Genomic DNA, 21,514 nt, shown 5'->3' on the forward strand with positions numbered 1-21,514 from the left:
CAGGTGCCGGGCTAGCAGATGCCGGGCCAGCCAGTCTCAGACGTGCAGCTGGGACTCCCAGTCCAGCGGCACCCGACCGGCCGGACCCGGCACTGGCTGGTCGGCGGGGTGGGTCTCCGGCGACGCCAGCGCGGGCCCCTCGTAGAGCTGCCCGTCGCGGAAGTCGTAGAACCAGTGCTCGCCCGGCTCGTAGCTGCGGATGAGCGGGTGGCCGGACGACCGGAAGTGCGCGCTGGCGTGCTGGCCCGGCGAGGAGTCGCAGCAGCCGACGTGACCGCACTCGGCACAGCGACGCAGGTGGTACCACCAGCCGCCGGTCTTCGTGCACTCCGCGCAGCCGGGGCCGCTGGGCGGGATGGAGACGTTGATACCGCTGGGCTCGGTCATCTCTCCATGTAACGCCGGAGCCCTCGAGGTGACAACCGCCGAGCGCGCGGCGGACCAGGTCCGCCGTCGTCACTGGTCACGGGTGGTGCAGGTGTGACTCGAGTGCTCTACTGCATCAATCTGATGGAGAAGAGAAATAACTCGGCGTGTTTGCTTGACTACGCCTCGTAAGTGCCGATCAACCAGAGGTACCGTCCCGCCGCCGTGCCCGGGGTGAATCGCCACGCGTTTCGTCTGGGGCAAGTCAAGGAGCTCTCTGTGTCCCTCCTCCCCACCCCCACGCGGCCGCGCCGCTGGATCGCCCGTGGCGCGCTCGCCGTGGCTGCCTCGACCATCGCCCTCACCGCGGCCCCCGCGATGGCGTCCGCCCAGGCTCCCGCCCCCGCCCCGGTCCCACTGGTGGAGCAGGGCGCCCAGCTGCTGCAGACCATCAACAGCGCGGTGGCCACCGCCGCTTCCGACCCGACCCTGGACCTGGTGTTCTGCCTGTTCAACGAGGTGACCGTGCAGGTGGAGAACCTCGTCGGTGGCCGCTTCGACGTCTTCACCGCCGCCGACGGCTTCACCTCCTGCTTCGAGGCCTTCGCCGACGCCGGCAACCCCGAGGCTGACGTGCCCGGGTCCGGCGGCACCGTGGGCGGGAACAACCCCGGCCAGCCGACCACCGCCGCCTACGTGGCGCCCGCCAAGGGCACCTACACCTCCGGCTTCGGTGAGCGCTGGGGCAGCTGGCACTACGGCATCGACATCGCCAACAAGATCGGCACCCCGATCGTCGCTGCCCACGCCGGCAAGGTGATCAGCGCCGGACCGGCCAGCGGCTTCGGGCTGTGGGTCCGCATCCAGCACACCGACGGCACCATCACCACCTACGGCCACAACGACAGCAACAAGGTGCGGGTCGGTGACGTGGTCAAGGTCAACGACGTCATCGCCTACATCGGCAACCGCGGCGACTCCACCGGCCCGCACCTGCACTTCGAGGTCCGGCTGCCCAACGGCACCCGAGTCGACCCCGCACAGTGGCTGCGGGCGCGCGGCGTGCGCATCTGAAACACGGTGGGAAACCTGGTAAGTCGTTTACCTGGGCATTAGGGTTTGCCCATGGCGGGGAAGCGGGACTCAGTGCAGGTAGCGGCAGACGACGGAGCTGACGCCGGGGCTTCGGCCCTGGCGTCGGCGGCCACCGAGACGACTGAGCCCGGATCGCTCGTCGGTGACCTCGTGCTCGCCCAGGCTGCCCGCACCCCCTCCGCAGCCGCCCTCACGGTGGGCCGCGAGCAGCGCACGTACGCCGAGGTCGTCGCCGGCGCCACGCAGGTGCGCGACCGCCTCCGCGCGGCCGGTGCCGGGCCCGGAACCGTGGTGGCGGTGGTGCTCGACCGCTCGTGCGGCCTCGTCGAGGCCCTGCTCGGGATCCTGCTCAGCGGCGCCGCCTACGTGCCCATAGACGCCCGCCAGCCCGTCCAGCGCTGCCGCTTCATGCTCAGCGACACCGCCGCCTCGCTGGTGCTCACCCGCACCGACCTGTTGCCCGCCGTGTCCGACAAGCTCCCGTCCGACCTGCCGGTGCTGCTGCTGGACGCGAGCCCCGACGCCGACCGCCCGGGTCCGCACCCCACGGGCACGGCAGGCCGGACCGACCCGGCCCGCGACGACGTCGCCTACATCCTCTACACCTCCGGCTCCACCGGTCTGCCCAAGGGCGTGCTCGTGGAGCAGCACAACATCGCTCGCCTGGTGCGCGAGCTCTTCCCCGCCCTCGGCATCGGCCCCACGGACTCCGTGCTGTCCCTGGCCGCGTACACCTTCGACGTCTCCGCCGGCGACATCTTCAGCACCCTCGCCACCGGCGCGCGGCTGATCCTGCCCACCGAGGACGAGGCCGCCGATCCCTACTCGCTCGGTGCGCTGGTGCAGCGTTCCGGCGCCACCGTCATGAACGCCACCCCCACCACCTGGACGGCCATGCTGGACGGGGGCTGGCGGGGCGACCGCCGGCTGGTGGCGGTCGCCGGCGGCGAGCCGCTCACCGACCGCCTGGCCCGCCGGCTGCTCGAGGCGTGCGCCGCGGTGTGGAACGTCTACGGCCCCACCGAGACCACCGTCTGGTCCACCGTCGGCCCGGTCACGGCCGGTGACACGGTGACCGTCGGCCGCGCACTGCCCGGCACCCAGGTGCAGGTGTGCGACGCCCACGGCGAGCCGGTGCCCGACGGCGAGACCGGCGAGATCGTGATCAGCGGGGCCGGCGTCACCCGCGGCTACCTCAACCGCCCCGAGGAGCACAGCGCGCGCTTCGGCACCGACGCCGCCGGCGCTCGGTTCTACCGAACCGGCGACCTGGGCCGCGTGCTGGCCGACGGTCGCCTGCAGCACCTCGGCCGCGGCGACGACCAGGTGAAGATCCGCGGCTACCGGCTGGAGCCGGGTGAGGTGGAGGCCGTGCTGGCCGGGCACCCGGAGGTGCGCAGCTGCAGCGTCATCGCCCGGGAGAACACCGACGGCGAGCTGCAGCTGGTCGCCTACGTCATCGGCACCCCCGAGGCCCGCGCCCGACAGGCCGCGACCACCGAGCCCCAGCCCACCGCGGTGGAGCTGCGCAGCTGGGTGCGCGAGCGCCTGCCCGACTACATGGTGCCCAGCGCCGTGGTGCACCTGGACGCGCTGCCCCGCACCAGCAGCGGCAAGCTCGACCGCCGGGCCCTGCCCGCGCCCGGCGTGGAGCACGCCGCCCAGGACGCCACCGCGCCGCGCACCGCCACCGAGCAGCGGGTGGCGGCGCTCTGGACCTCGGTGCTGCCCGCGCCGGTCACCGACGTGCACGCCGACTTCTTCGTGCTGGGGGGCGACTCCCTGCTCGCCGCCCGCCTGGTGGCCGGGCTCAACGAGCAGCCCGGGCCCACCCTGACCGTGCGCGACTTCCTCGACCGCGGGACCACCGTGGCCGGGCTGGCGGCCCTGCTGGACGGCGGGCCGGCGCCGGAGGCAGGGGACGCACTGGCGCCGCTGTTCTGCGTCTACCCCGACCTGCCCTCGGCGATGAGCCGTCGGCACCTCACCCGCACCTGGGGCGCGGAGCTCCCGGTGCACGCCCTCACCCCGGCCAACCCGAACGGGCGCTTCGCCAAGGACGAGACGGTGGAGCACCTGGCGGAGCCCATGCTGGCCACCATCCGCGACGTCCAGCCGCACGGCCCGTACCTGCTGGCGGGGTTCTCCGTCGGTGGGCTCGTCGCCTACGAGCTGGCTCGGCGGCTCAGCGAGGCCGGCGAGCAGGTGCAGTGGGTGGGACTGCTGGACGCGCCCGCGCCGACGGCGTGCCGGACCGCCTTGCCGGCGCTGTCGCTGTGGGCCCGCCTGCAGCGCCTGCGTGAGCACGGCTGGCGCCACCGGCTGCAGAAGCTGCGCGAGGTGCCGCTGCGGGCGTTGCGCCAGGGGGTGCACGCCGCGGCCCCGGACGAGGTGTTCGACATCCGGGCCGCCAACGTCGTCGGCGCCCGCTACGACCGGCCTGGGCTGGACCTGCCCGCGGAGCTGTTCGTGACCACCGAGTCCGTTGCGGAGAGCGGAGACTCCAGCTTCGGCTGGCGCGAGCTGCACCGGGGGCCGCTGCGGGTGCACACCTTCGTCGGCGACCACGCCTCGCTGCTGCAGGTTCCGCACGTGGAGGACATGGCCACCGCCATCCTGACCGGCATCCGCACCGAGGCAGACAAGGGCGCCGCAACGGCCCAGGCCGAGCCCGCGCCGGTGGAGAGCTAGAGCCAGCCCTTGCGGCGGAAGCCCAGGAACAGACCGCCCGCGACACCCACCATCAGCGCCAGGCTGCAGAGGAAGCCCCACCACTGCTCGAAGCCGGGGTAGGGCACGTTCTGCCCGTAGAAGCCGGTGATGGCGGTGGGGATGGCGATGATCGCCGCCCACGCCGTGAGCCGGCGCATGATCTCGTTCAGCCGGTTGCCCTGCATGGTCAGGTGCGTGTCCAGCACGGTGGTCACCAGGTCGCGCAGGCTCTCGGTCCACTCCGTGGCGCGCAGGACGTGGTCGTAGACGTCGTGGAAGTAGTGCAGCATCTCCTCGTCGAGCACGTGCAGGTCGCGACGCATCACCGTGTTGAGCACCTCGCGCATGGGCATCACCACCCGCCGGGTGAGCACCAGCGACTTGCGCAGCTCGTAGCTGCGACGCTGCACCTCCTTGCCCTGCGGCTCGTCGGAGAACAGCTGGTCCTCGAGGTCCTCGATCGCGTCGTCGAGGAGCTGCACCGTCTCGAAGTGGCCGTCCACGATGAAGTCCAGCAGCCCGTGCAGCAGGAACGCCACCCCGTGCTTGGCCAGGTCCGCGTTGTCGTCCCAGCGCTGCATGACGCTCTCGATGCGCAGCCGGTCGTCCTTGCGCACGGTGATCAGCGCCTGCGGCAGCACGAAGGCGGCCACCTCGGTGGTCTGCAGCTCGGCGCTGTCGGTGTCCAGCCAGGCGCCGTAGGAGGTGAGGAACAGGTGCGTGCCGTAGCGGTCCACCTTCGGCCGCTGGTGGTCGTGCACCGCGTCCTCCAGCGCCAGCGGGTGCAGCCCGAACTCCTCGGAGAGCACCACCAGGTCGTCCAGCTCGGGGTCGAGCAGGTCCAGCCACACCACCACCCGGTCGTCGCCCAGGTGGTCGCTGATCTGCTCCACCGGGAAGCCCTCGGACTCCAGCACCCCGTCGCGGTACAGCCGGGTGCGGGCGTCGCAGCGGGTGGGGGTCTGGGCGCACGCGCGGCCCGGCTCGATGTCGATCACTGCGCCAGTGTGCCAGCCGAGGTCCCACTGAGCAGGTCCGGACGTTGACCGTCGGTGATCGTGGTGCGACGGTCCCAGGCGTGACCCCGCCAGCGCTGACGACGAGCTTGGCCGAGCAGCTGCTCGCCATCGAGGAGATCAAGCGGCTCTTCGCCCAGCGCCTGCGGGTGATGGACACCAAGCAGTGGGACCGCTACGGCGAGCTGCACACCCCGGACGTGGTCAGCGAGGCCTACGTGGGCCGGCAGGTGATCGGTCGCGAGGCCCTCACCCGGGCCATCCGCACCACCCTGGACGGCCCCACCACCGTCACCAGCGTGCACCACGGGCACACCCCCGAGATCGTGCTGGACTCCGACACCACCGCCCACGGCACCTGGGCGATGGAGGACAAGCTCTGGTGGCGCAACGGGGACCAGGACGAGCTGCTGCACGGCTTCGGCCACTACCACGAGCAGTACCACAAGGTGGACGGCGCGTGGCTGATCAGCCACCGCAGGCTCACCCGGCTGCGGGTGGACACCACCCCCGGCTTCTACGACTACCGGAGCGCATCGACGTGACTTCCAGCCTGGCCACCTCCCCCCTCGCCCGCCCGCTCTCGGTGCGGTCGCTGCAGCTGCCAAACCGGGTGGTGATGTCGCCGATGACCCGGCAGCACTCCCCCGGCGGGGTGCCCGGGCCGGACGTGCTCGACTACTACCGTCGCCGGGCCGCGGGCGGCACGGGCCTGGTGGTCACCGAGGGTGTGGCCGTCGACCACCACAGCGCGGTGGACAGCGACAACGTGCCCAACCTGCACGACCCGGCCGCCCTCGAGGGGTGGCGGCACGTGGTGGAGGCGGTGCACGCCGAGGGCGGCCGGATCATCCCGCAGCTGTGGCACGTGGGTCCGTTGTGGGGCGCGATGAACGCGGTGGACTCCCACGCGGTGTCCATGCGTCCCTCCGGCACCTGGGGCAAGGTCGGGCGCACCGTCTACCCCGAGGCCTACATCGAGGCTGCCTCGGCGCCCACCCCGGCGATGACCGACGACGACATCACCGCGGTGATCGACGCCTTCGCCCGCTCCGCCCGCAACGCCATGGACGTGGGCTTCGACGGCGTCGCCGTGCACGGCGGCCACGGCTACCTGCTGGACGCCTTCCTGTGGGACTCCACCAACACCCGCACCGACCACTGGGGTGGTGACCTGGTGTCCCGCACCCGCTTCCCGGCGGAGGTGGTGCGCGCCATCCGCGCCGCCATCGGCACCGACGCTGCCCTGTTCTTCCGCTTCTCCCAGCACAAGCAGCAGGACTACACCGCTCGCACCGCCCAGACCCCCGAGGAGCTCGGCGTGGTGCTCGGCGCACTGGTCGAGGCGGGGGTGGACGTCCTCGACGCCAGCGCCCGCTACTTCGACGCTCCCGCGTTCGACGGCAGCGACCTCACCCTGGCCGGGTGGGCCAAGAAGCTCACCGGCGCGCTGAGCATGGCGGTGGGCAGCGTGGGGCTGACCGCCTCGCTGCGCGACGCCGCGCCCGCGCTGCCGGCCAGCCTGGACGGGCTGCTGGAGCGCCTGGGCGCCGACGAGTTCGACCTGGTCGCCGTGGGCCGGCTGCACCTGGCCGACCCCGCCGTGGCCGGCACGCTGGTCTCCGGCGCCGACCTGCCGCTGTTCAACCCCCGCGAGCACCTGCGCCGCCTGTACTGACCCACTCGCTCTGCTGGGCCGTGCCGCCGGCGTCCGCCGGTCGACGCCACCTGCGCCCCTTAGGCTGAGCCGATGAGCGCACGCGCAGCCGTCGTCGTCACCGGCACCGAGGTTCTCACCGGTCGGGTGGCCGACCGCAACGGCCCGTGGCTGGCCGAGCAGCTCCGCCTGCTCGGGGTGGACATCAGCCACACCGTGGTGGTCGGCGACCGCCCCGGCGAGCTGACCGCCGCGCTGTCCTTCGCGGTGAGCACCGGCGTCGACCTGGTGATCACCAGTGGCGGCCTGGGGCCCACCGCCGACGACCTCACCGCCGCCGTGGTCGGCGAGTTCCAGGGCCGGCAGTCGCGGCTGGACCCCCAGCTGCAGCAGCGGGTGGCCGCGATCATCGAGCGACTCTCCGCCCGACTGCGCTGGAACATCGACGCCGAGGCCGCCGCCGCCGGGATCCGCAAGCAGGCGATGGTCCCCGAGGGCGCCGAGGTGCTCGAGCCGGTGGGCACCGCCCCCGGGCTGGTGGTCCCGGTGGCCGAGGGCCGCAGCGGCCCGCCCGTGCTGGTGCTGCCGGGCCCGCCGCGTGAGCTGCAGGGGATGTGGCCGGCCGCGGTGGCCTCGCCGCTGGTGCGCACCGCGCTCGCCGAGCGGGCCGAGCTGCGCCAGCAGACGCTGCGCCTGTGGGGCGTGCAGGAGCCCGAGCTGGCCGCCACCCTGCGTGGCCTGGACGACGTGCTGGGCGACCTCGAGGTGACGACCTGCCTGCGGGGCGGCGAGCTGGAGGTGGTCACCCGCTACGAGCCGGACGCCGAGGAGGCCTACCAGCGGCTGGCCCGCACCATGGCCGACACCTACCCCCACGCGGTGTACTCCACCGACGGGTCCACCGTGGACGACCAGGTGGCCGACCTGCTGGACGGGCGGGGCTGGACCATCGCCACCGCCGAGAGCTGCACCGCGGGCCTGCTGGTGGCCCGGCTGACCAACCCGCCCGGTTCCTCGGTGCGCGTGCTGGGCGGGGTCGCGGCGTACGCCAACGCGGTGAAGAGCGGCGTGGTGGGGGTGCCGGCCGAACTGGTCGAGGCGGTCGGCGCGGTGAGCAAGGAGGTCGGCGAGGCGCTGGCCACCGGCGTGCGCGAGCGGCTGGGGGCCGACGTCGGGGTGGGCATCACCGGGGTGGCCGGGCCCGGCGGCGGCACGCCGGAGAAGCCGGTGGGCCTGGTGCACCTGTGCGCCAGCAGTCCGGAGCGCACGCTGAGCCGCGAGATCCGGGTGCCGGGCTCGCGGGCCGACGTGCGGGAGCGCTCGGTCACCGTGGCCATGCACCTGCTCCGCGAGCTGCTCAGCTGAGCGCCAGTCCCAGCGCGAACCGCAGCGAACGACCACCCAACCTCGACGACCGCGCGCACCACTGCGGTGCTCCTACCAGCGGTTTTGCGCAGTACAGTGAGGTAGCCGGCGCGTGCGCGTGCCGGCTGTTCCACCGGTGAGCAGCTCCTCTGGCGCGGCCCGGAGGACGGCCAACCAGCTGCTCCTCCCGCGAGGGATCGGCTCCGCCAACGGCGGCGCACCGCGAGCACGACCCGGTTCCTCGACCGGCCCCTCCAGGGCCGCGCGAGACAAGGACCACGCCATGTCGTTCTGGGAAGTCTTCTGGTACATCGTCATCGTCTTCGGGTTCATCGCCTACCTGGTGATCCTGTTCTCCATCTTCGCGGACCTCTTCTCCGACCACGAGCCCAGTGGCGGGGCGAAGGCGGCCTGGGTGGTGTTCCTGCTGCTCTTCCCCGTCCTCACCTCCCTGGTGTACCTGGTCGTCCGGGGGGACGGGATGGCCCAGCGCTCCCGCCGGTCGATGCAGGCCGAGCAGCAGCGCGAGGCGGCCTACATCAGGCAGGTCGCCGGCACCTCGCCGGCAGAGCAGATCGAGACCGCGCGCCGGTTGCTCGACGCGGACGTCATCAGCCGGGAGGAGTTCGACTCGCTCAAGGCGCACGCACTGGCCGGCGTGCGGACTGGTGCCGGTAGCTCCGACGCCCCCCAGGCACCAGCGACGGACGGGGCGGGGGCGACCACCGACACCGCGGCCGGACCGACCGTCTCGGCGCGCTGACACCCCGGGCGGCTGGGCTCGCGAGAATTGCTCTCACGTTGACCGCCCGAGCGCACCGCGCGTACCGTCGATCAGGTCGGAGAAGATGCTCTCGGCAACGGCCATTAGGGCGTTGACCAGGCGATTTGTACGATAGTTGTCCGTTCTGGACAGAAATGATAATTGCAGGACATTCGCGTCCCGTCATCCTTTCCGGCCATTCTTGGCCAGGTTGACGCATTCTTCTCGCTTAGCGGTGAAGCCAATCTTGAACAGCAGCACGACCCTGCTGTCCCGCCGGGGCTCCAGCACCACGTGCCGTGCCCGCCCCCTGTGCGCACCCGGTGGCTCAGCCGTCCACCCGGGCCCAGTCCCTACCGGCAGGAGAGAGCGATGCATCTGACCCCGCGAGAGATGGACAAGCTGACGATCTACATGGTCGCCGAGGTGGCGCAGCGCCGGAAGGACAAGGGCCTCAAGCTGAACCATCCCGAGTCGGTGGCGATCATCACGGCCGCCGCGCTGGACGGTGCTCGTGAGGGCAAGACCGTGGAAGACGTCATGCACAGCGCCGCCCACGTGCTCACCGCCGACGACGTGATGCCCGGCGTCAGCGACATGATCGAGCAGATCCAGGTCGAGGCCGTGTTCGTGGACGGCAGCCGGCTCGTCACCGTGCACAACCCCATCCAGTGACTGCCCGCCCACCCACCTGAGGTCGTCCCACTCGAGGAGCACGCATGTCCAACCCCCAGAAGTCCGGAGCCACCACCGAGGGAAACCAGGCCCCCGTCGGGGGCTACGTCCTGCGCGAGGAGCCGGTCGAGCTGAACGCAGGCCGCGAGCGCAAGACCGTCACGGTCAAGAACACCGGCGACCGGCCCGTCCAGGTCGGCTCGCACTTCCACTTCATGGAGGTCAACCGCGCCCTGTCCTTCCCCCGCGCCGAGACCTTCGGGTGGCGCCTGGACATTCCTGCCGGAACGGCCATCCGCTTCGAGCCGGGTGACCAGAAGGACGTCCCCCTGGTCCCGTTCGCCGGCAAGCAGCGGGTGCACGGCTTCAACGACCTGGTCAACGGCTGGGCCCCGGTCGAGGCCGGCTACCGGCCGCGCGCCGCCGAGGCCGCCCAGCGCGCCAAGGAGCTCGGCTTCTCCGGCAGCTGACCTCGACCCTGCTCAGACCCCTGATCGTTGAAAGGACAGACCACATGGCTGAGATTTCGAGGCTCGAGTACTCCGGGCTGTTCGGCGCCACCACCGGGGACAAGATCCGTCTGGGCGACACCGACCTGTACGTGGAGGTGGAGCAGGACCTGCGGGTGATCGGCGACGAGATCATCTACGGCGGCGGCAAGACCTTTCGCGACGGCATGGGCTCGGACGCCTCGGCGACCAGCGAGAACGACGCCCTCGACCTGGTGATCACCAACGTGGTGGTGGTCGACCCGACCATCGGCGTGGTGAAGGCCGACGTCGGCATCAAGAACGGCCGCATCGCCGGCGTGGGCAAGGCGGGCAACTCCTCCACCATGGCCGGCGTCACCGTGGGGATGACCACCGGGACCGGCACCGACTCCATCTCCGGCGAGAAGATGATCCTCACGGCCGCCGCCACCGACGCCCACGTGCACATGATCGCGCCGCAGCAGGCCGAGGCCGCACTGAGCAACGGCATCACCACCCTCTTCGGCGGCGGCATGGGTCCCACCGACGGCACCAACGGCACCACCATCACCGCAGGCACCTACAACCTGGCGCAGATGCTGCGCGCCTACGAGGGGATCCCGATCAACATCGGGCTGTGCGGCAAGGGCAACAGCTCCAACCCGCGCTCGCTGGCCGAGCAGATTATCAATGGCGCCGCCGGGTTCAAGATCCACGAGGACTGGGGGTCCACGCCGTCCGCCGTCCGAGCCTGCCTGGCGGTGGCCGACGAGCAGGACGTCGGCGTAGCCATCCACACCGACACCCTCAACGAGTCCGGCTACGTGGAGGACACCATCGCCGCCTTCGAGGGCCGGACGATCCACACGTACCACACCGAGGGAGCCGGCGGCGGGCACGCGCCCGACCTGCTGCGCGTGGCCAGCTACAACAACGTGCTGCCCAGCTCGACCAACCCGACCATCCCCTACGGCATCAACTCCCAGGCCGAGCTCTTCGACATGATCATGGTCTGCCACAACCTCAACCCCAAGGTCCCCTCGGACGTCGCCTTCGCCGAGAGCCGGGTGCGGCCGGAGACCATCGGGGCGGAGAACGTGCTGCACGACATGGGCGCCATCTCCATCATCAGCAGCGACTCCCAGGCCATGGGACGCGTCGGGGAGTCGTTCCTGCGCGCCATCCAGCTGGCCGACGCCATGAAGAAGGCCAGGGGCAAGCTCCCCGAGGACGCGGCCGGCAACGACAACTTCCGCGTGCTGCGCTACCTGGCCAAGGTGACGATCAACCCGGCGCTGGCGTGGGGCACCGCGCACGTCCTCGGGTCCATCGAGACGGGCAAGATGGCCGACCTGGTGCTGTGGGAGCCGGCCTTCTTCGGGGCCAAGCCCAAGATGGTGATCAAGGCCGGGGTGCCGAGCTGGTACGCCATGGGCGACCCGAACGCCTCGCTGCCCACCCCGGAACCGGTGATCTACCGGCCGATGTACGGAGCGATGGGCAAGGCGCTGGGCGCGACCACCATCTCCTTCGTCTCCCAGGCCGCGATGGACAACGACATCAAGGAGCGCCTCGAGCTGGACCGCATCGTCCTGCCGGTGCGGCACTGCCGGGAGCTGACCAAGCAGGACATGGTCCGCAACACCGCCTTGCCTGACATCGAGGTCGATCCGGAGACCTTCGCGGTGAAGGCCGACGGCGAGCACGTCTACGCCGAGCCGGCACAGTCGCTGGCACTCAACCAGCTGCACTTCTTCAGCTGAGGAGGACCGTTGTCACACACCACGCACCAGACCGGGACGCACCAGACCGGGCAGGCCCACCCGACCCAGCCGCTGCGGGTCGAGGCGATCCTGGGCAACACCAGCGACGAGAACTGGCAGCGACAGCTGGCGAGCGCCACCGTGGACGTGCTCGCCCTGGACCAGTGGGAGGCGCAGAAGAGCCGGCTGCGCCGGACCACGGAGGACGGGCAGGAGGTCACGCTGTCGCTGGAGCGCGGCGCCCAGCTGCGCGACGGCGACGTGCTGGCCTGGGACGAGCCCAGCGCCACTGCCGTGGTCGCACGGATCGACCTCAAGGACGTCCTGGAGGTGGACCTGGCCGGGGTGCTCGGACAGGCTCCGGAGACGGTGGTGCAGACCTGCCTGGAGCTCGGCCACGCCTTGGGCAACCAGCACTGGCCCGCGGTGGTCAAGGGCACCAAGGTCTACGTCCCGCTCACCGTGGACAAGGCGGTGATGGGCTCGGTGATGCGGACCCACGCCTTCGAGGGGGTCAGCCACAGCTTCCTGCCCGGCGCCGAGGTCATCCCCTACCTGGCCCCGCACGAGGCGCGGCGGCTGTTCGGCGCCGCTGCGCGCGAGGGCGAGGGCCACACCCATGACCCGCTCGCCTGAGACGGGCGCGGACGCCATCACCCGCACCATGCGGGTGATGGAGTTCGGTGACTCGATGCTGCCGATCGGGGCCTTCTCCTTCTCCAGCGGCCTGGAGTCAGCGGTCGCCCAGCAGGAGGTGACCGGCCCGGAGAGCCTGCGGGAGTACGTCCACACCGCCACCCACCAGGCGGCGACCGGGGACGGGGTCGCGGTGCTGCAGGCGCACCGGGCGGCGCTGGCCGGGGACTTCGCCGGTGTGCTCAGCGCCGACCACGCGGTGACCGTGCGCAAGCTCAACGAGGAGACCCGGCTGATGTCGGTGCGCATGGGCAAGAAGCTGGGTCAGCTGGGCACCCGGCTCACCGAGAACACCGCGAACCCGGTGCTCGGCACGTGGTTGTCCGCGATCACCAGCGGCGAGGCGCCGGGGACGTTCCCGGCCGGGCTGGGAGTGGTGTTCGCCGAGATGGGCTCGCCGGAGGAGGACGCCTTCGCCGTGCACCAGTACGGCGTGGCGATGACCATCCTGGGCGCCGCCCTGCGCCTGCTGCGGGTGGACCACACCACCACCCAGTCGATCCTCTTCGCGGTCAACGAGCAGGCCGCCGCGGAGTACGCCCTGGTGCGCGACCGTGCGCTCACCGACATGTGCACCTTCGCCCCGATGACCGACGTGCTCGCTGCGGTGCACGTGCAGGCCCACGTCCGGATGTTCATGAACTAGCGAGCACCAGAGGAGACACATGAAGAAGACGACGCGCATCGGTGTCGGGGGGCCCGTGGGCTCGGGCAAGACCGCGCTCATCGAGGCGATCACGCCAGAGCTGGTGAAGCGGGGCACCACGGTGCTGGTGATCACCAACGACGTGGTGACCACCGAGGACGCCAAGCACGTGCGCCGCGCCCTCAAGGGCGTGCTGGTGGAGGAGCGGATCGTGGGCGTGGAGACGGGCGCCTGCCCGCACACCGCCGTTCGCGAGGACCCGAGCATGAACCTCGCCGCGGTCGAGGACATGGAGACCCAGTTCCCGGAGACCGACGTGGTCTTCATCGAGAGCGGGGGCGACAACCTGACCCTCACGTTCAGCCCGGCCCTGGTGGACTACTTCATCTACGTCATCGACGTGGCCGCCGGCGACAAGATCCCGCGCAAGGACGGCCCCGGCATCTCGCAGTCGGACATCCTGGTGATCAACAAGACCGACCTGGCCCCCTACGTGCACGCCGACCTCGGGGTGATGGACCGGGACTCCGCGCTGATGCGGCCGGGCAAGCCCTACGTGTTCACCAACTGCATGACCGGCGAGGGCATCCAGCAAGTGGTCGAGCTGATCGACCACGGCGTGCTCTTCGACAGCAGCGACAAGGGCACCAGCAACGGGGTGGCTGCTGCCGGCACGGCGGGCCCGTGACCACCGTCGAGTCGTCCGAGGCGCTGGACGAGCTGCCCACCGAGCTGCTCGACGTGCCGGAGCTGGCCCCGTACCAGGACGAGCCGGGGCAAGCCCCGGCCGGCGGGTTCATGAAGACCGGGATCCTGCGGATGCGGTTCGCCCAGCGCGGCGACCGGTCGCTGATGACCGACTTGTACCGCAAGACGCCTCTGCTGGTGCAGCAGGCGCTGTACTGGGACCCCGTGGTGCGCGGGCTGCCGTGCGTCTACATGATCTCCACCTCCGGCTGCGTGCTGCAGGGGGACCGGCTGTACGTGCGCATCGACATGGAGCCGGGCTCGATGGCGCACGTGACCACCCAGTCGGCCACCAAGGTGCACCGGATGGATGCCAACTTCGCCTCCATGGTGCAGACGCTCACCCTGGACGAGGACTCCTACCTCGAGCTCATGCCGGGCACGCTGATCCCGCACCGAGACACCCGGTACCTGGCGCGCACCGAGGTCACCATCCACCCCACCGCCACGCTGTTGTACTCCGAGGTGGTCCTCGGTGGACGCAAGCACCACGCCGGCGGTGAGCTGTTCGTCTACGACCTGCTGTCCATGGGGATGACGGCGCGACGCCCCGACGGCGAGCACCTGTTCACCGAGAAGCTGCTGGTGGAGCCCAAGCAGCGCTCGGTGCGGCAGGCGGGCGTGATGGGCGAGCACGACGTGTTCGGCAACGTCTTCCTGCTCACCCCCGCCCACCACGCTGCCGCCGTCCTCGAGCAGGTGCCCACCGGTCCCTCCGCGGACGGACGGGTGGTGTGCGGCGCCAGCGTGCTGCCGCACCAGGCCGGGCTCGTGTTCAAGGTGCTGGGCACCGAGACCGAGCCGGTGCACGCCGCCATCCGCGAGTTCTGGCGGCTGGTGCGCCACGAGGTGCTGGACCAACCCATCCCCGACAAGCCGCTGTGGGGCTGAGCGGGCTGATCCTCACCCACCCCCAGATCCGACCTGAGGTGTGCGAATGACCGACATGCTGAGCAGCACGTGGAACAGCTGGTCCAAGGCCTACCCGGCGGTCGGCTTCCTCGACTGGAACCTCAAGGGCGCCGGGCAGGTGATGTTCCAGGGCAACGCGCTCACCGGCCTGTTCTTCCTGGCCGGCATCTTCTGGGGCGCGATCGCCGCCGACACCGTGTCGGTGGCCGTCGGCGCGGTCGTCGGGCTGGTGGTCTCCACCGTCACCGGGCTGCTGCTGAACTCCGACGACGACTCGATGGACCAGGGTCTCTACGGCTACAACGGCATCCTGGTGGGTGCGGCCTTCCCCACGTTCCTGGCCGGTGGCTGGTTGCTGTGGGTGTACCTCGTCGTGGGATCAGCGGTCTCGACCGTGGTCTTCATGGCCATCTCCGCCCAGTTCAAGAGCTGGGGCGTGTCCGCGCTGACCTTCCCGTTCAACCTGGTCAACTGGGTGTTCCTGCTCGCCGCCTTCAACTTCCTGCGCATCGAGACCTCCGGGTTGGCGTCCAACCGGCTGCCCACCCCGGTCGCCGAGGCCGACACGAGCATCGACTGGAGCTTCCAGTTCCTGTGGGACACGTTGTTCCGCAACATCGCCCAGATCTTCCTGATCGACAACACCGTCACCGGGGTGCTGTTCGTGCTCGGGCTGCTGTGCTCCTCGGCGTGGGCGGCCGGCTACGCGCTGATCGGGTCGGTGACGGCGATGATCGCGGTGCTGTCGCTGGGCGCGGACACCTCCGACGTCGCCAAGGGCCTGTACGGCTTCAGTGCAGTGCTCACCGGCATCGCCCTGGGCTGCACCTTCTACCGGCCGGGGCTGAAGTCCTTCGCCTACACCATCTTTGGGATCCTGTTCACCGTGGTGATCCACGGGACGCTCACCTCCGGCCTGCAGCCGGTGGGCCTGCCGGCCGGTACTGCGCCGTTCGTCTTTGCCACGTGGCTGTTCCTGCTGCCGCAGAAGAAGTTCGCCCCGGTGCCCCACAACAAGCCGATCGTGCACGGGGCGCTGTCCCCGGACTCACCAGGGTCGTCGGGCTCGCCGGGCGCCCAGGCGCACTGAGCAGCATCCCGCCCCTGCCCTCAGCGGTTGCGCCGAGCGGTGCCTGCGGTGGTGGGCACCCGCGGGACCGGACTCAGCCGGAGCGGCGGGCCGTGGGCGTGAAGCGGACCGGCATCTGCTCCAGCCCCGACACGAAGTTCGCCGGCCGGCGGGGCAGCGGTTCGTCGGTGGCCAGCTCCATGTCCGGCAGGCGGGCCATCAGCTGCTCGAACATCAGCCGGCCCTCCAGGCGGGCGAGCTGGTTGCCCAGGCAGAAGTGCGCGCCGAAGCCGAAGGCCAGGTGGTTGTTGGGGGTGCGCGCGATGTCGAAGACGTCCGGGCCATCGAAGACCGCCTCGTCGAAGTTCGCCGACTCGAACAGCAGCAGCACCTTCTCCCCGGCGTGCAGCTCGGTGCCGTGGTAGTCGAGGTCCTGGGTCATGGTGCGGCACATGTTCTTGATCGGGGAGGCCCAGCGCAGCATCTCCTCGATCGCGCACGGGATCAGCGCGGGATCAGCCACCAGCTTGTCGCGCTGCTCGGGATGGCGCACCAGCTGCTCCATGCCGCTGCTCAGCACGTGCCGAGTGGTCTCGTCACCGCCGATGAGGATCAGCAGCGTCTCGCCCACGATGTTCTCGTCGGTGAGGCGGTTGCCGTCGATCTCGGCGTTGATGAGCAGGCTGGTCAGGTCGTCGGTGGGCTCCTTGCGACGCTGGTCGATGATGCCCATGGTGAACGCGGTGAAGTCCATGTACGCCTGCATCGCCGCCTGCAGGCCCTCCGGCGTGGCGTTGCTGCCGAGCGACTTCACCAGGTCGTCCGACCAGCGCAGGAAGGTCTCGCGCTGCTCCGGGCGCACCCCGAGCATGTCGCCGATCACGGCCATCGGCAGCGGGGCCGCGAGGTCGCGGACGAAGTCGCACTCCCCCTGCTCGCAGACCGCGTCGATCAGCTGGTCGCAGAGCTCGCGGATCTCCTCGGTCTTCGCCTCCACCTTCTTGCGGGTGAACCCACCGCTGACCAGCAGCCGCCGCAGCTTGTGCTCGGGGTCGTCCATGTCGATCATCTGCGGCAGCGCGCCGGTCTCCGGCCGGATGCCGCCGGCGTTGGAGAACACCTCGGGCATCCGCTCGGCCTCCAGCAGCGCTGCGTGGGTGGCGATCGCGGCGTGCCCGTTGCTGTCGCGGTAGACGGGCTGGTTCTCCCGCATCCACCGGTAGGCCGCACGTGGGTCACCCAGGTCTCCGGAGTAGAAGCGCCCGTCCAGGAGGTCAACCGAGAGAGCTGCCACCGCGCTACCGCCGTTCATGAGGTTGCCCGTCGCCGGGTGTGACCTACATCATGGTAGAACGTGTTCCACTACGGAAGGGGAACTTGTGCAGAACAGCGGCGGGGCAGGCGGGCTGGCGGGACGATCGGTCCTGGTCACCGGAGGGGGCAGCGGGATCGGGCTGGGCGTGGCCGACCTGCTCGTCCGCGGCGGCGCCCAGGTCACCATCTGCGGCCGGAGCCAGGAGCGGCTGGACAAGGCCGTCGCCGAGCTCGCCGCCGCCGCCGAACAGTCCGGCGCGTCGGGCACCGCCTCCGCGGTGGCCACCGACGTCACCGACGAGGAGTCGGTGGCCGCGGCGGTCGCGGCCGCCACCGCCCGGCACGGCGGGCTGCACGGCGTGGTCGCGTGCGCCGGGGGCAACGAGACCATCGCGCCCATCACCCAGCTCGACACCGAGGCCTGGCGCCGCACGGTGGACCTCAACGTCACGGGCACCATGCTGACCATCAAGCACGCCGCCCGGGAGCTGGTCCGCGGCGGCGGCGGATCCATCGTCGCGGTGTCCTCCATCGCCTCCAGCAACACCCACCGCTGGTTCGGCGCCTACGGCGTCTCCAAGTCCGGGGTGGACCACCTGGTGCAGCTGGCCGCCGACGAGCTCGGCGCCAGCGGCGTGCGGGTCAACGGGGTGCGCCCCGGCCTCACGCGCACCGAGCTGGTCGCCATGATCACCGAGGGTGGTCCCATCCTGGACGACTACCTCGAGTGCACCCCCCTCGGCCGGGTCGGCGAGGTGGCTGACGTCGCCAACCTGGTGGAGTTCCTGCTCGGACCCGCCTCCAGCTGGGTCACCGGGCAGGTCATCAACGTCGACGGCGGCCAGATGCTCCGCCGCGGACCGGATTTCAGCTCTATGCTCGAGGGCGTGTACGGCAAGGACGGCCTGCGGGGAGTAGTGCAATGACGATCAGTGAACCAAGCGTCCACCTGGTGCAGGGCCAGCAGGTCACCATGCCGGTGCGCATCCGGGAGGCCAGCGCCCACGTGGCGATGTTCTCGGTCCCGGTGCGGCCCGCCCAGCAGGTCATCGACTACTCCGGCCTGGAGCTGCTCCAGCACCGGCCGGGCCGGGCGATCTGCGCGGTGCTGTTCGTGAACTACGTCGACGGCGACCTCGGCCAGTACCACGAGTACGGCGTCGGGTTCATGGTGCGGCCCAAGGGAGCCGGACCCAAGCGCGGCGACCTGCGCAGCCTGCTGACCGGCAAGGCCGGGGTGTTCATCCACCGCCTCCCGGTCGACCAGGGCTTCACGCTGGAGGCCGGACGCTCCATCTGGGGCTTCCCCAAGGTGATGTCCGAGATCGACCTCACCGACACTCCCGCGGGCCGGCGCGGCCAGCTGCGCCTGGACGACCAGCTGGTGTTCGACCTCACCGTGGGCGGCGGGGTGCCCGTGCCGGGCAGCGGCGTCGCCACCTCGCTGGACGCCTACACCCACATGGACGGTGTGCTGCGCCGAGTGCCCTGGCTGATGGACGCCTCCGGCACCCGGTTCCGCCCGGGCGGGGCCAAGCTGGTGCTGGGTGAGCACCCGTGGGCCGACGAGCTGCGCCAGCTGGGTCTGCCCAAGCGGCCGATGCTCAGCAGCAGCATCGGATCGGTGCAGATGACCTTCGAGGAAGCCGAGACCGTCTAGCTCCTGCCTCCCTGGGCCTCCGAGCCGGACTGCGGGGACAGCGCACCGAGCGCGGCGACCTCACCGCACCCGCGTCCGCACACCCAGCGCGGGTCGGCGCCCAGCGGCGGCTCCAGCTGCAGTGCCTCGTCGGGGTGCACCGGACACGGTGGCCACCGCCCCTCGGTGTCCACCAACCGGTCCTGCACGTCCTGAGCCACCTGGCCGGCCAGGAACTGCATTCCCTCCGGCCAGCGGCGCACCCACCACTCCCGCTCGTGCACCGCGGCGTCGAGCACGTCCACGATCCCGGGCACGTCAGCGCCGCAGGCCACGATGTCGTGCAGCACCACCGCGCGGGCGTGCAGCAGCGCCGCCGACGTCTCGTCGATCTGGCTGTTGTTGGGGGACTCGTCACTCATGTCTCCATGGTGCCTGCTCCAGCGGGAGGAGCAGGCACCCCGGCAACCTACGGCGGCGTAACCTACGAGGGCGTAGCCAGACCGGTGGGCGCATCACACCAGGGGACCCAGGAGGACCAGTGCCAAGAATGATGACGGAGCTCGAGCTGCTGCACGAGCTAGAACCTGTCGTGGCCGAGAACCTCGATCGACACCTCGCGATCACCAAGGACTGGCACCCGCACGACTACGTCCCGTGGGACGAGGGCCGCAACTTCGCCGCCATGGGCGGACAGGACTGGGAGCCCGAGCAGTCCGCGCTGAGCGAGACCGCCAAGGCCGCGATGGTCCTCAACCTGCTCACCGAGGACAACCTGCCCTCCTACCACCGCGTGATCGCCCAGCACTTCGGGCAGGACGGCGCCTGGGGCACCTGGGTCGGACGGTGGACGGCGGAGGAGAACCGCCACGGCATCGTCATGCGCGACTACCTGGTGGTCACCCGTGGCGTGGACCCGGTGGCGCTGGAGAACGCGCGCATGGCGCACATGACCAACGGCTACGACGCACCGGGCAAGTCCATGCTGCAGACCGTGGCCTACGTCAGCTTCCAGGAGCTGGCCACCCGGGTCTCGCACCGCAACACCGGCAAGGCCTGCGGCGACCCGATCGCCGACAAGATGCTCGCGCGCATCGCCGCGGACGAGAACCTGCACATGATCTTCTACCGCAACCTCGTCGACGCCGCCTTCGACCGCGCGCCGGACCAGACCATGCGCGCCATCACCGAGGAGGTCATCAACTTCCAGATGCCCGGCTCGGACATGGCCAACTACCGCCGCAGCTCGGTGCTCATCGCCAAGGCCGGCATCTACGACCTCCGGCAGCACCACGACGACGTGATCATGCCGGTGCTGCGCAAGTGGCAGGTCTTCGAGCGCGGGGGCCTCACCGCCGAGGGCGAGCAGGCCCGGGACGAGCTCGCGGCTGCGCTCAAGGCCCTCGACGCCGCAGCCACCCGCTTCGAGGAGTCCCGCGACCGGGCGCTGGCCCGCCAGGCCGCCCGCGCCTGACACCCGTCCTTCCCCGCGCGGCCCGGTTCCAGCACAACGGAACCGGGCCGCTCTGGTTGGATGCAGCCATGAGCCGGTACTCCTTCACCCACACCGTGTCCGCGTCCCCCGAGCACGTCTGGGGCGAGGTCTCCGACCACGAGGGCATGGCCGGCTGGACTCCGCAGCGTCTGCCGCTGCCCAAGGTGGCGCTGGAGCAGGAGGGCACCGGTCACCGCAACGGCGTCGGCGCGATCCGTCGGATCACCCTGGCCGGCCCGCCCATCCGGGAGCGCATCACCGCCTTCGAGCCGGGCAAGCTGCTGGCCTACGAGGCACTGTCCGGGGTGCCGGCCAAGAGCTACACCGGCGAGATCGTCCTGGAGCCGGCCGGCAGCGGAACCCGCTTCACCTGGACCATCGACTTCCAGCCGGCCTTTCCTGGCGCCCAGGTGGTGCTCAAGCTGGCCATCGGCACGCTGGCCCGCGTGCTGGCCCGCCGCTGCAACCGCTGACCAGGTCGCGCCTCTCGCTCAGGGCCGCCGCGCGAGCGCCCGAACGAGGCGGTGTGCGTGGACGCACCGCCGAGCGTTGTTCCAGCCCGACCAGGGCAGCAGCACCAGCATGAACAGCCACATCAGCACCAGCAGGAGCAGCGTCAACGGGTCGTCCCCGCCGCCGACGTCGTCCGGCGTGGACCCCTCCGGCCCGCCCTGGTCATGACCGCAGTCCGCCAGCCCGGCGTGGCCGGGCACGATCGGCCGCAGCGTCAACCGGGTGCCGTCGGCCAGCGTGATCCGCACCAGCCAGGGCCGCAGGCAGCGGCGGACGCTGCGGATCTTCAGCTCCTGCCAGGGGCCGTCGCGCTCGGTGCGCAGGGCCGCCTGGCCGGGCGCCCGCACCCACAGCGCGGCCGCCCGGTGCTCGAGGTACACCATCCGCACCCCGTGGGGCAGCGGGTCGCGACGGTGCGCCGCCCGGTAGCGGACGTCGGCTCGGTGGCGCTCCCGGGCCGCCTTCCTGGCGGCGCGGCGCTCGGGCCGGCTGAGGCGGCGCCCACCGGCACCCTGCTTCAGGTCGCTCATCGACGCACTATCGCACGCGCACAGCAGGATTGGCAGCAGTTTTGACTGCCTCCGCCGGCAACAGCGCTGGT

General features: G+C 71.0%; 23 protein-coding genes. 18 read left to right on the forward strand and 5 right to left on the reverse strand.

Going from position 1 to position 21,514, the window contains the following annotated elements; translation table 11 throughout:
• Positions 1-36 precede the first annotated feature (36 nt).
• Positions 37-387 (reverse strand): UBP-type zinc finger domain-containing protein, encoded by a 351-nt coding sequence (locus tag AC3YO9_RS02390; protein ID WP_489982005.1) that lies wholly within the window; start codon positions 385-387, stop codon positions 37-39.
• A 258-nt stretch (positions 388-645) separates the two neighbouring features.
• Here AC3YO9_RS02390 and AC3YO9_RS02395 point away from each other — a divergent pair, with 258 nt between their 5' ends.
• Both AC3YO9_RS02395 and AC3YO9_RS02400 read left to right on the forward strand, forming a co-directional pair.
• Complete coding sequence (locus AC3YO9_RS02395; protein WP_241249139.1) at positions 646-1,440, forward strand: M23 family metallopeptidase; 795 nt, start codon at positions 646-648, stop codon at positions 1,438-1,440.
• 72 nt (positions 1,441-1,512) lie between these two features.
• Positions 1,513-4,152: an amino acid adenylation domain-containing protein gene (locus tag AC3YO9_RS02400; protein WP_489982006.1), complete on the forward strand. Its 2,640-nt coding sequence runs from the start codon at positions 1,513-1,515 to the stop codon at positions 4,150-4,152.
• On the opposite strand, the gene AC3YO9_RS02405 is transcribed toward AC3YO9_RS02400, so the two are convergent.
• A complete protein-coding gene (locus AC3YO9_RS02405; RefSeq protein WP_489982007.1) occupies positions 4,149-5,171 on the reverse strand; it encodes a magnesium transporter CorA family protein in 1,023 nt (340 codons plus the stop codon). The two genes, AC3YO9_RS02400 and AC3YO9_RS02405, sit on opposite strands and share 4 nt — an antisense overlap.
• Before the next feature lie 80 nt (positions 5,172-5,251).
• On the opposite strand from AC3YO9_RS02405, the gene AC3YO9_RS02410 reads away from it, so the two are divergent.
• The 12 genes from AC3YO9_RS02410 to yut all read left to right on the forward strand — a co-directional run bounded on the left by AC3YO9_RS02410 (position 5,252) and on the right by yut (position 15,973).
• Positions 5,252-5,734, forward strand: a complete 483-nt coding sequence (locus AC3YO9_RS02410) for a nuclear transport factor 2 family protein (protein WP_489982008.1) — start codon at positions 5,252-5,254, stop codon at positions 5,732-5,734.
• Positions 5,731-6,867 (forward strand): oxidoreductase, encoded by a 1,137-nt coding sequence (locus tag AC3YO9_RS02415; protein ID WP_489982009.1) that lies wholly within the window; start codon positions 5,731-5,733, stop codon positions 6,865-6,867. Before AC3YO9_RS02410 ends, AC3YO9_RS02415 begins: the two co-directional genes overlap by 4 nt.
• A 72-nt stretch (positions 6,868-6,939) precedes the next feature.
• Positions 6,940-8,211, forward strand: a complete 1,272-nt coding sequence (locus tag AC3YO9_RS02420) for a competence/damage-inducible protein A (RefSeq protein ID WP_489982010.1) — start codon at positions 6,940-6,942, stop codon at positions 8,209-8,211.
• Between the two features lie 283 nt (positions 8,212-8,494).
• Positions 8,495-8,974 (forward strand): PLD nuclease N-terminal domain-containing protein, encoded by a 480-nt coding sequence (locus tag AC3YO9_RS02425; RefSeq protein WP_489982011.1) that lies wholly within the window; start codon positions 8,495-8,497, stop codon positions 8,972-8,974.
• 372 nt (positions 8,975-9,346) lie between these two features.
• Positions 9,347-9,649 carry an urease subunit gamma gene (locus AC3YO9_RS02430; protein ID WP_127784158.1) on the forward strand — a complete coding sequence of 101 codons (303 nt, stop codon included), beginning with the start codon at positions 9,347-9,349 and terminating at the stop codon, positions 9,647-9,649.
• Positions 9,650-9,693: 44 nt separating this feature from the next.
• On the forward strand, positions 9,694-10,119 hold the full coding sequence (locus AC3YO9_RS02435) for an urease subunit beta (RefSeq protein ID WP_127784159.1): 426 nt from the start codon (positions 9,694-9,696) through the stop codon (positions 10,117-10,119).
• 44 nt (positions 10,120-10,163) lie between these two features.
• Positions 10,164-11,882 carry an urease subunit alpha gene (locus tag AC3YO9_RS02440; protein ID WP_127784160.1) on the forward strand — a complete coding sequence of 573 codons (1,719 nt, stop codon included), beginning with the start codon at positions 10,164-10,166 and terminating at the stop codon, positions 11,880-11,882.
• A gap of 9 nt (positions 11,883-11,891) precedes the next feature.
• Positions 11,892-12,518 (forward strand): urease accessory protein UreE, encoded by a 627-nt coding sequence (locus AC3YO9_RS02445; protein ID WP_489982012.1) that lies wholly within the window; start codon positions 11,892-11,894, stop codon positions 12,516-12,518.
• Entirely contained in the window at positions 12,502-13,224 is a 723-nt protein-coding gene (locus AC3YO9_RS02450) for an urease accessory protein UreF (RefSeq protein WP_489982013.1), read from the forward strand. Before AC3YO9_RS02445 ends, AC3YO9_RS02450 begins: the two co-directional genes overlap by 17 nt.
• Positions 13,225-13,243: 19 nt before the next feature.
• Positions 13,244-13,912 carry an urease accessory protein UreG gene (gene ureG / locus AC3YO9_RS02455; protein WP_127784162.1) on the forward strand — a complete coding sequence of 223 codons (669 nt, stop codon included), beginning with the start codon at positions 13,244-13,246 and terminating at the stop codon, positions 13,910-13,912.
• Positions 13,909-14,862 (forward strand): urease accessory protein UreD, encoded by a 954-nt coding sequence (locus AC3YO9_RS02460; RefSeq protein WP_241249153.1) that lies wholly within the window; start codon positions 13,909-13,911, stop codon positions 14,860-14,862. The genes ureG and AC3YO9_RS02460 overlap by 4 nt, the downstream gene beginning before the upstream one ends.
• A gap of 46 nt (positions 14,863-14,908) precedes the next feature.
• Positions 14,909-15,973 (forward strand): urea transporter, encoded by a 1,065-nt coding sequence (gene yut / locus AC3YO9_RS02465; RefSeq protein ID WP_241249164.1) that lies wholly within the window; start codon positions 14,909-14,911, stop codon positions 15,971-15,973.
• A 73-nt stretch (positions 15,974-16,046) separates the two neighbouring features.
• On the opposite strand, the gene AC3YO9_RS02470 is transcribed toward yut, so the two are convergent.
• A complete protein-coding gene (locus tag AC3YO9_RS02470) occupies positions 16,047-17,246 on the reverse strand; it encodes a cytochrome P450 (protein ID WP_489982014.1) in 1,200 nt (399 codons plus the stop codon).
• 85 nt (positions 17,247-17,331) lie between these two features.
• Here AC3YO9_RS02470 and AC3YO9_RS02475 point away from each other — a divergent pair, with 85 nt between their 5' ends.
• Together AC3YO9_RS02475 and AC3YO9_RS02480 are read left to right on the forward strand one after the other, a co-directional pair.
• Entirely contained in the window at positions 17,332-18,192 is an 861-nt protein-coding gene (locus AC3YO9_RS02475) for an SDR family oxidoreductase (protein WP_489982015.1), read from the forward strand.
• Entirely contained in the window at positions 18,189-18,926 is a 738-nt protein-coding gene (locus tag AC3YO9_RS02480) for an acetoacetate decarboxylase family protein (protein ID WP_489982016.1), read from the forward strand. The genes AC3YO9_RS02475 and AC3YO9_RS02480 overlap by 4 nt, the downstream gene beginning before the upstream one ends.
• On the opposite strand, the gene AC3YO9_RS02485 is transcribed toward AC3YO9_RS02480, so the two are convergent.
• Entirely contained in the window at positions 18,923-19,327 is a 405-nt protein-coding gene (locus AC3YO9_RS02485; RefSeq protein WP_127784166.1) for a DUF8819 family protein, read from the reverse strand. The two genes, AC3YO9_RS02480 and AC3YO9_RS02485, sit on opposite strands and share 4 nt — an antisense overlap.
• Positions 19,328-19,455: 128 nt before the next feature.
• On the opposite strand from AC3YO9_RS02485, the gene AC3YO9_RS02490 reads away from it, so the two are divergent.
• Both AC3YO9_RS02490 and AC3YO9_RS02495 read left to right on the forward strand, forming a co-directional pair.
• Positions 19,456-20,379: an acyl-ACP desaturase gene (locus AC3YO9_RS02490; RefSeq protein WP_489982017.1), complete on the forward strand. Its 924-nt coding sequence runs from the start codon at positions 19,456-19,458 to the stop codon at positions 20,377-20,379.
• Between the two features lie 68 nt (positions 20,380-20,447).
• Complete coding sequence (locus tag AC3YO9_RS02495) at positions 20,448-20,873, forward strand: SRPBCC family protein (RefSeq protein WP_489982018.1); 426 nt, start codon at positions 20,448-20,450, stop codon at positions 20,871-20,873.
• Positions 20,874-20,891: 18 nt separating this feature from the next.
• On the opposite strand, the gene AC3YO9_RS02500 is transcribed toward AC3YO9_RS02495, so the two are convergent.
• Positions 20,892-21,443 (reverse strand): hypothetical protein, encoded by a 552-nt coding sequence (locus AC3YO9_RS02500; protein ID WP_127784169.1) that lies wholly within the window; start codon positions 21,441-21,443, stop codon positions 20,892-20,894.
• Between the last annotated feature and the right edge of the window lie 71 nt (positions 21,444-21,514).

This window comes from Rhodococcus sp. Z6_132 (assembly GCF_058133635.1).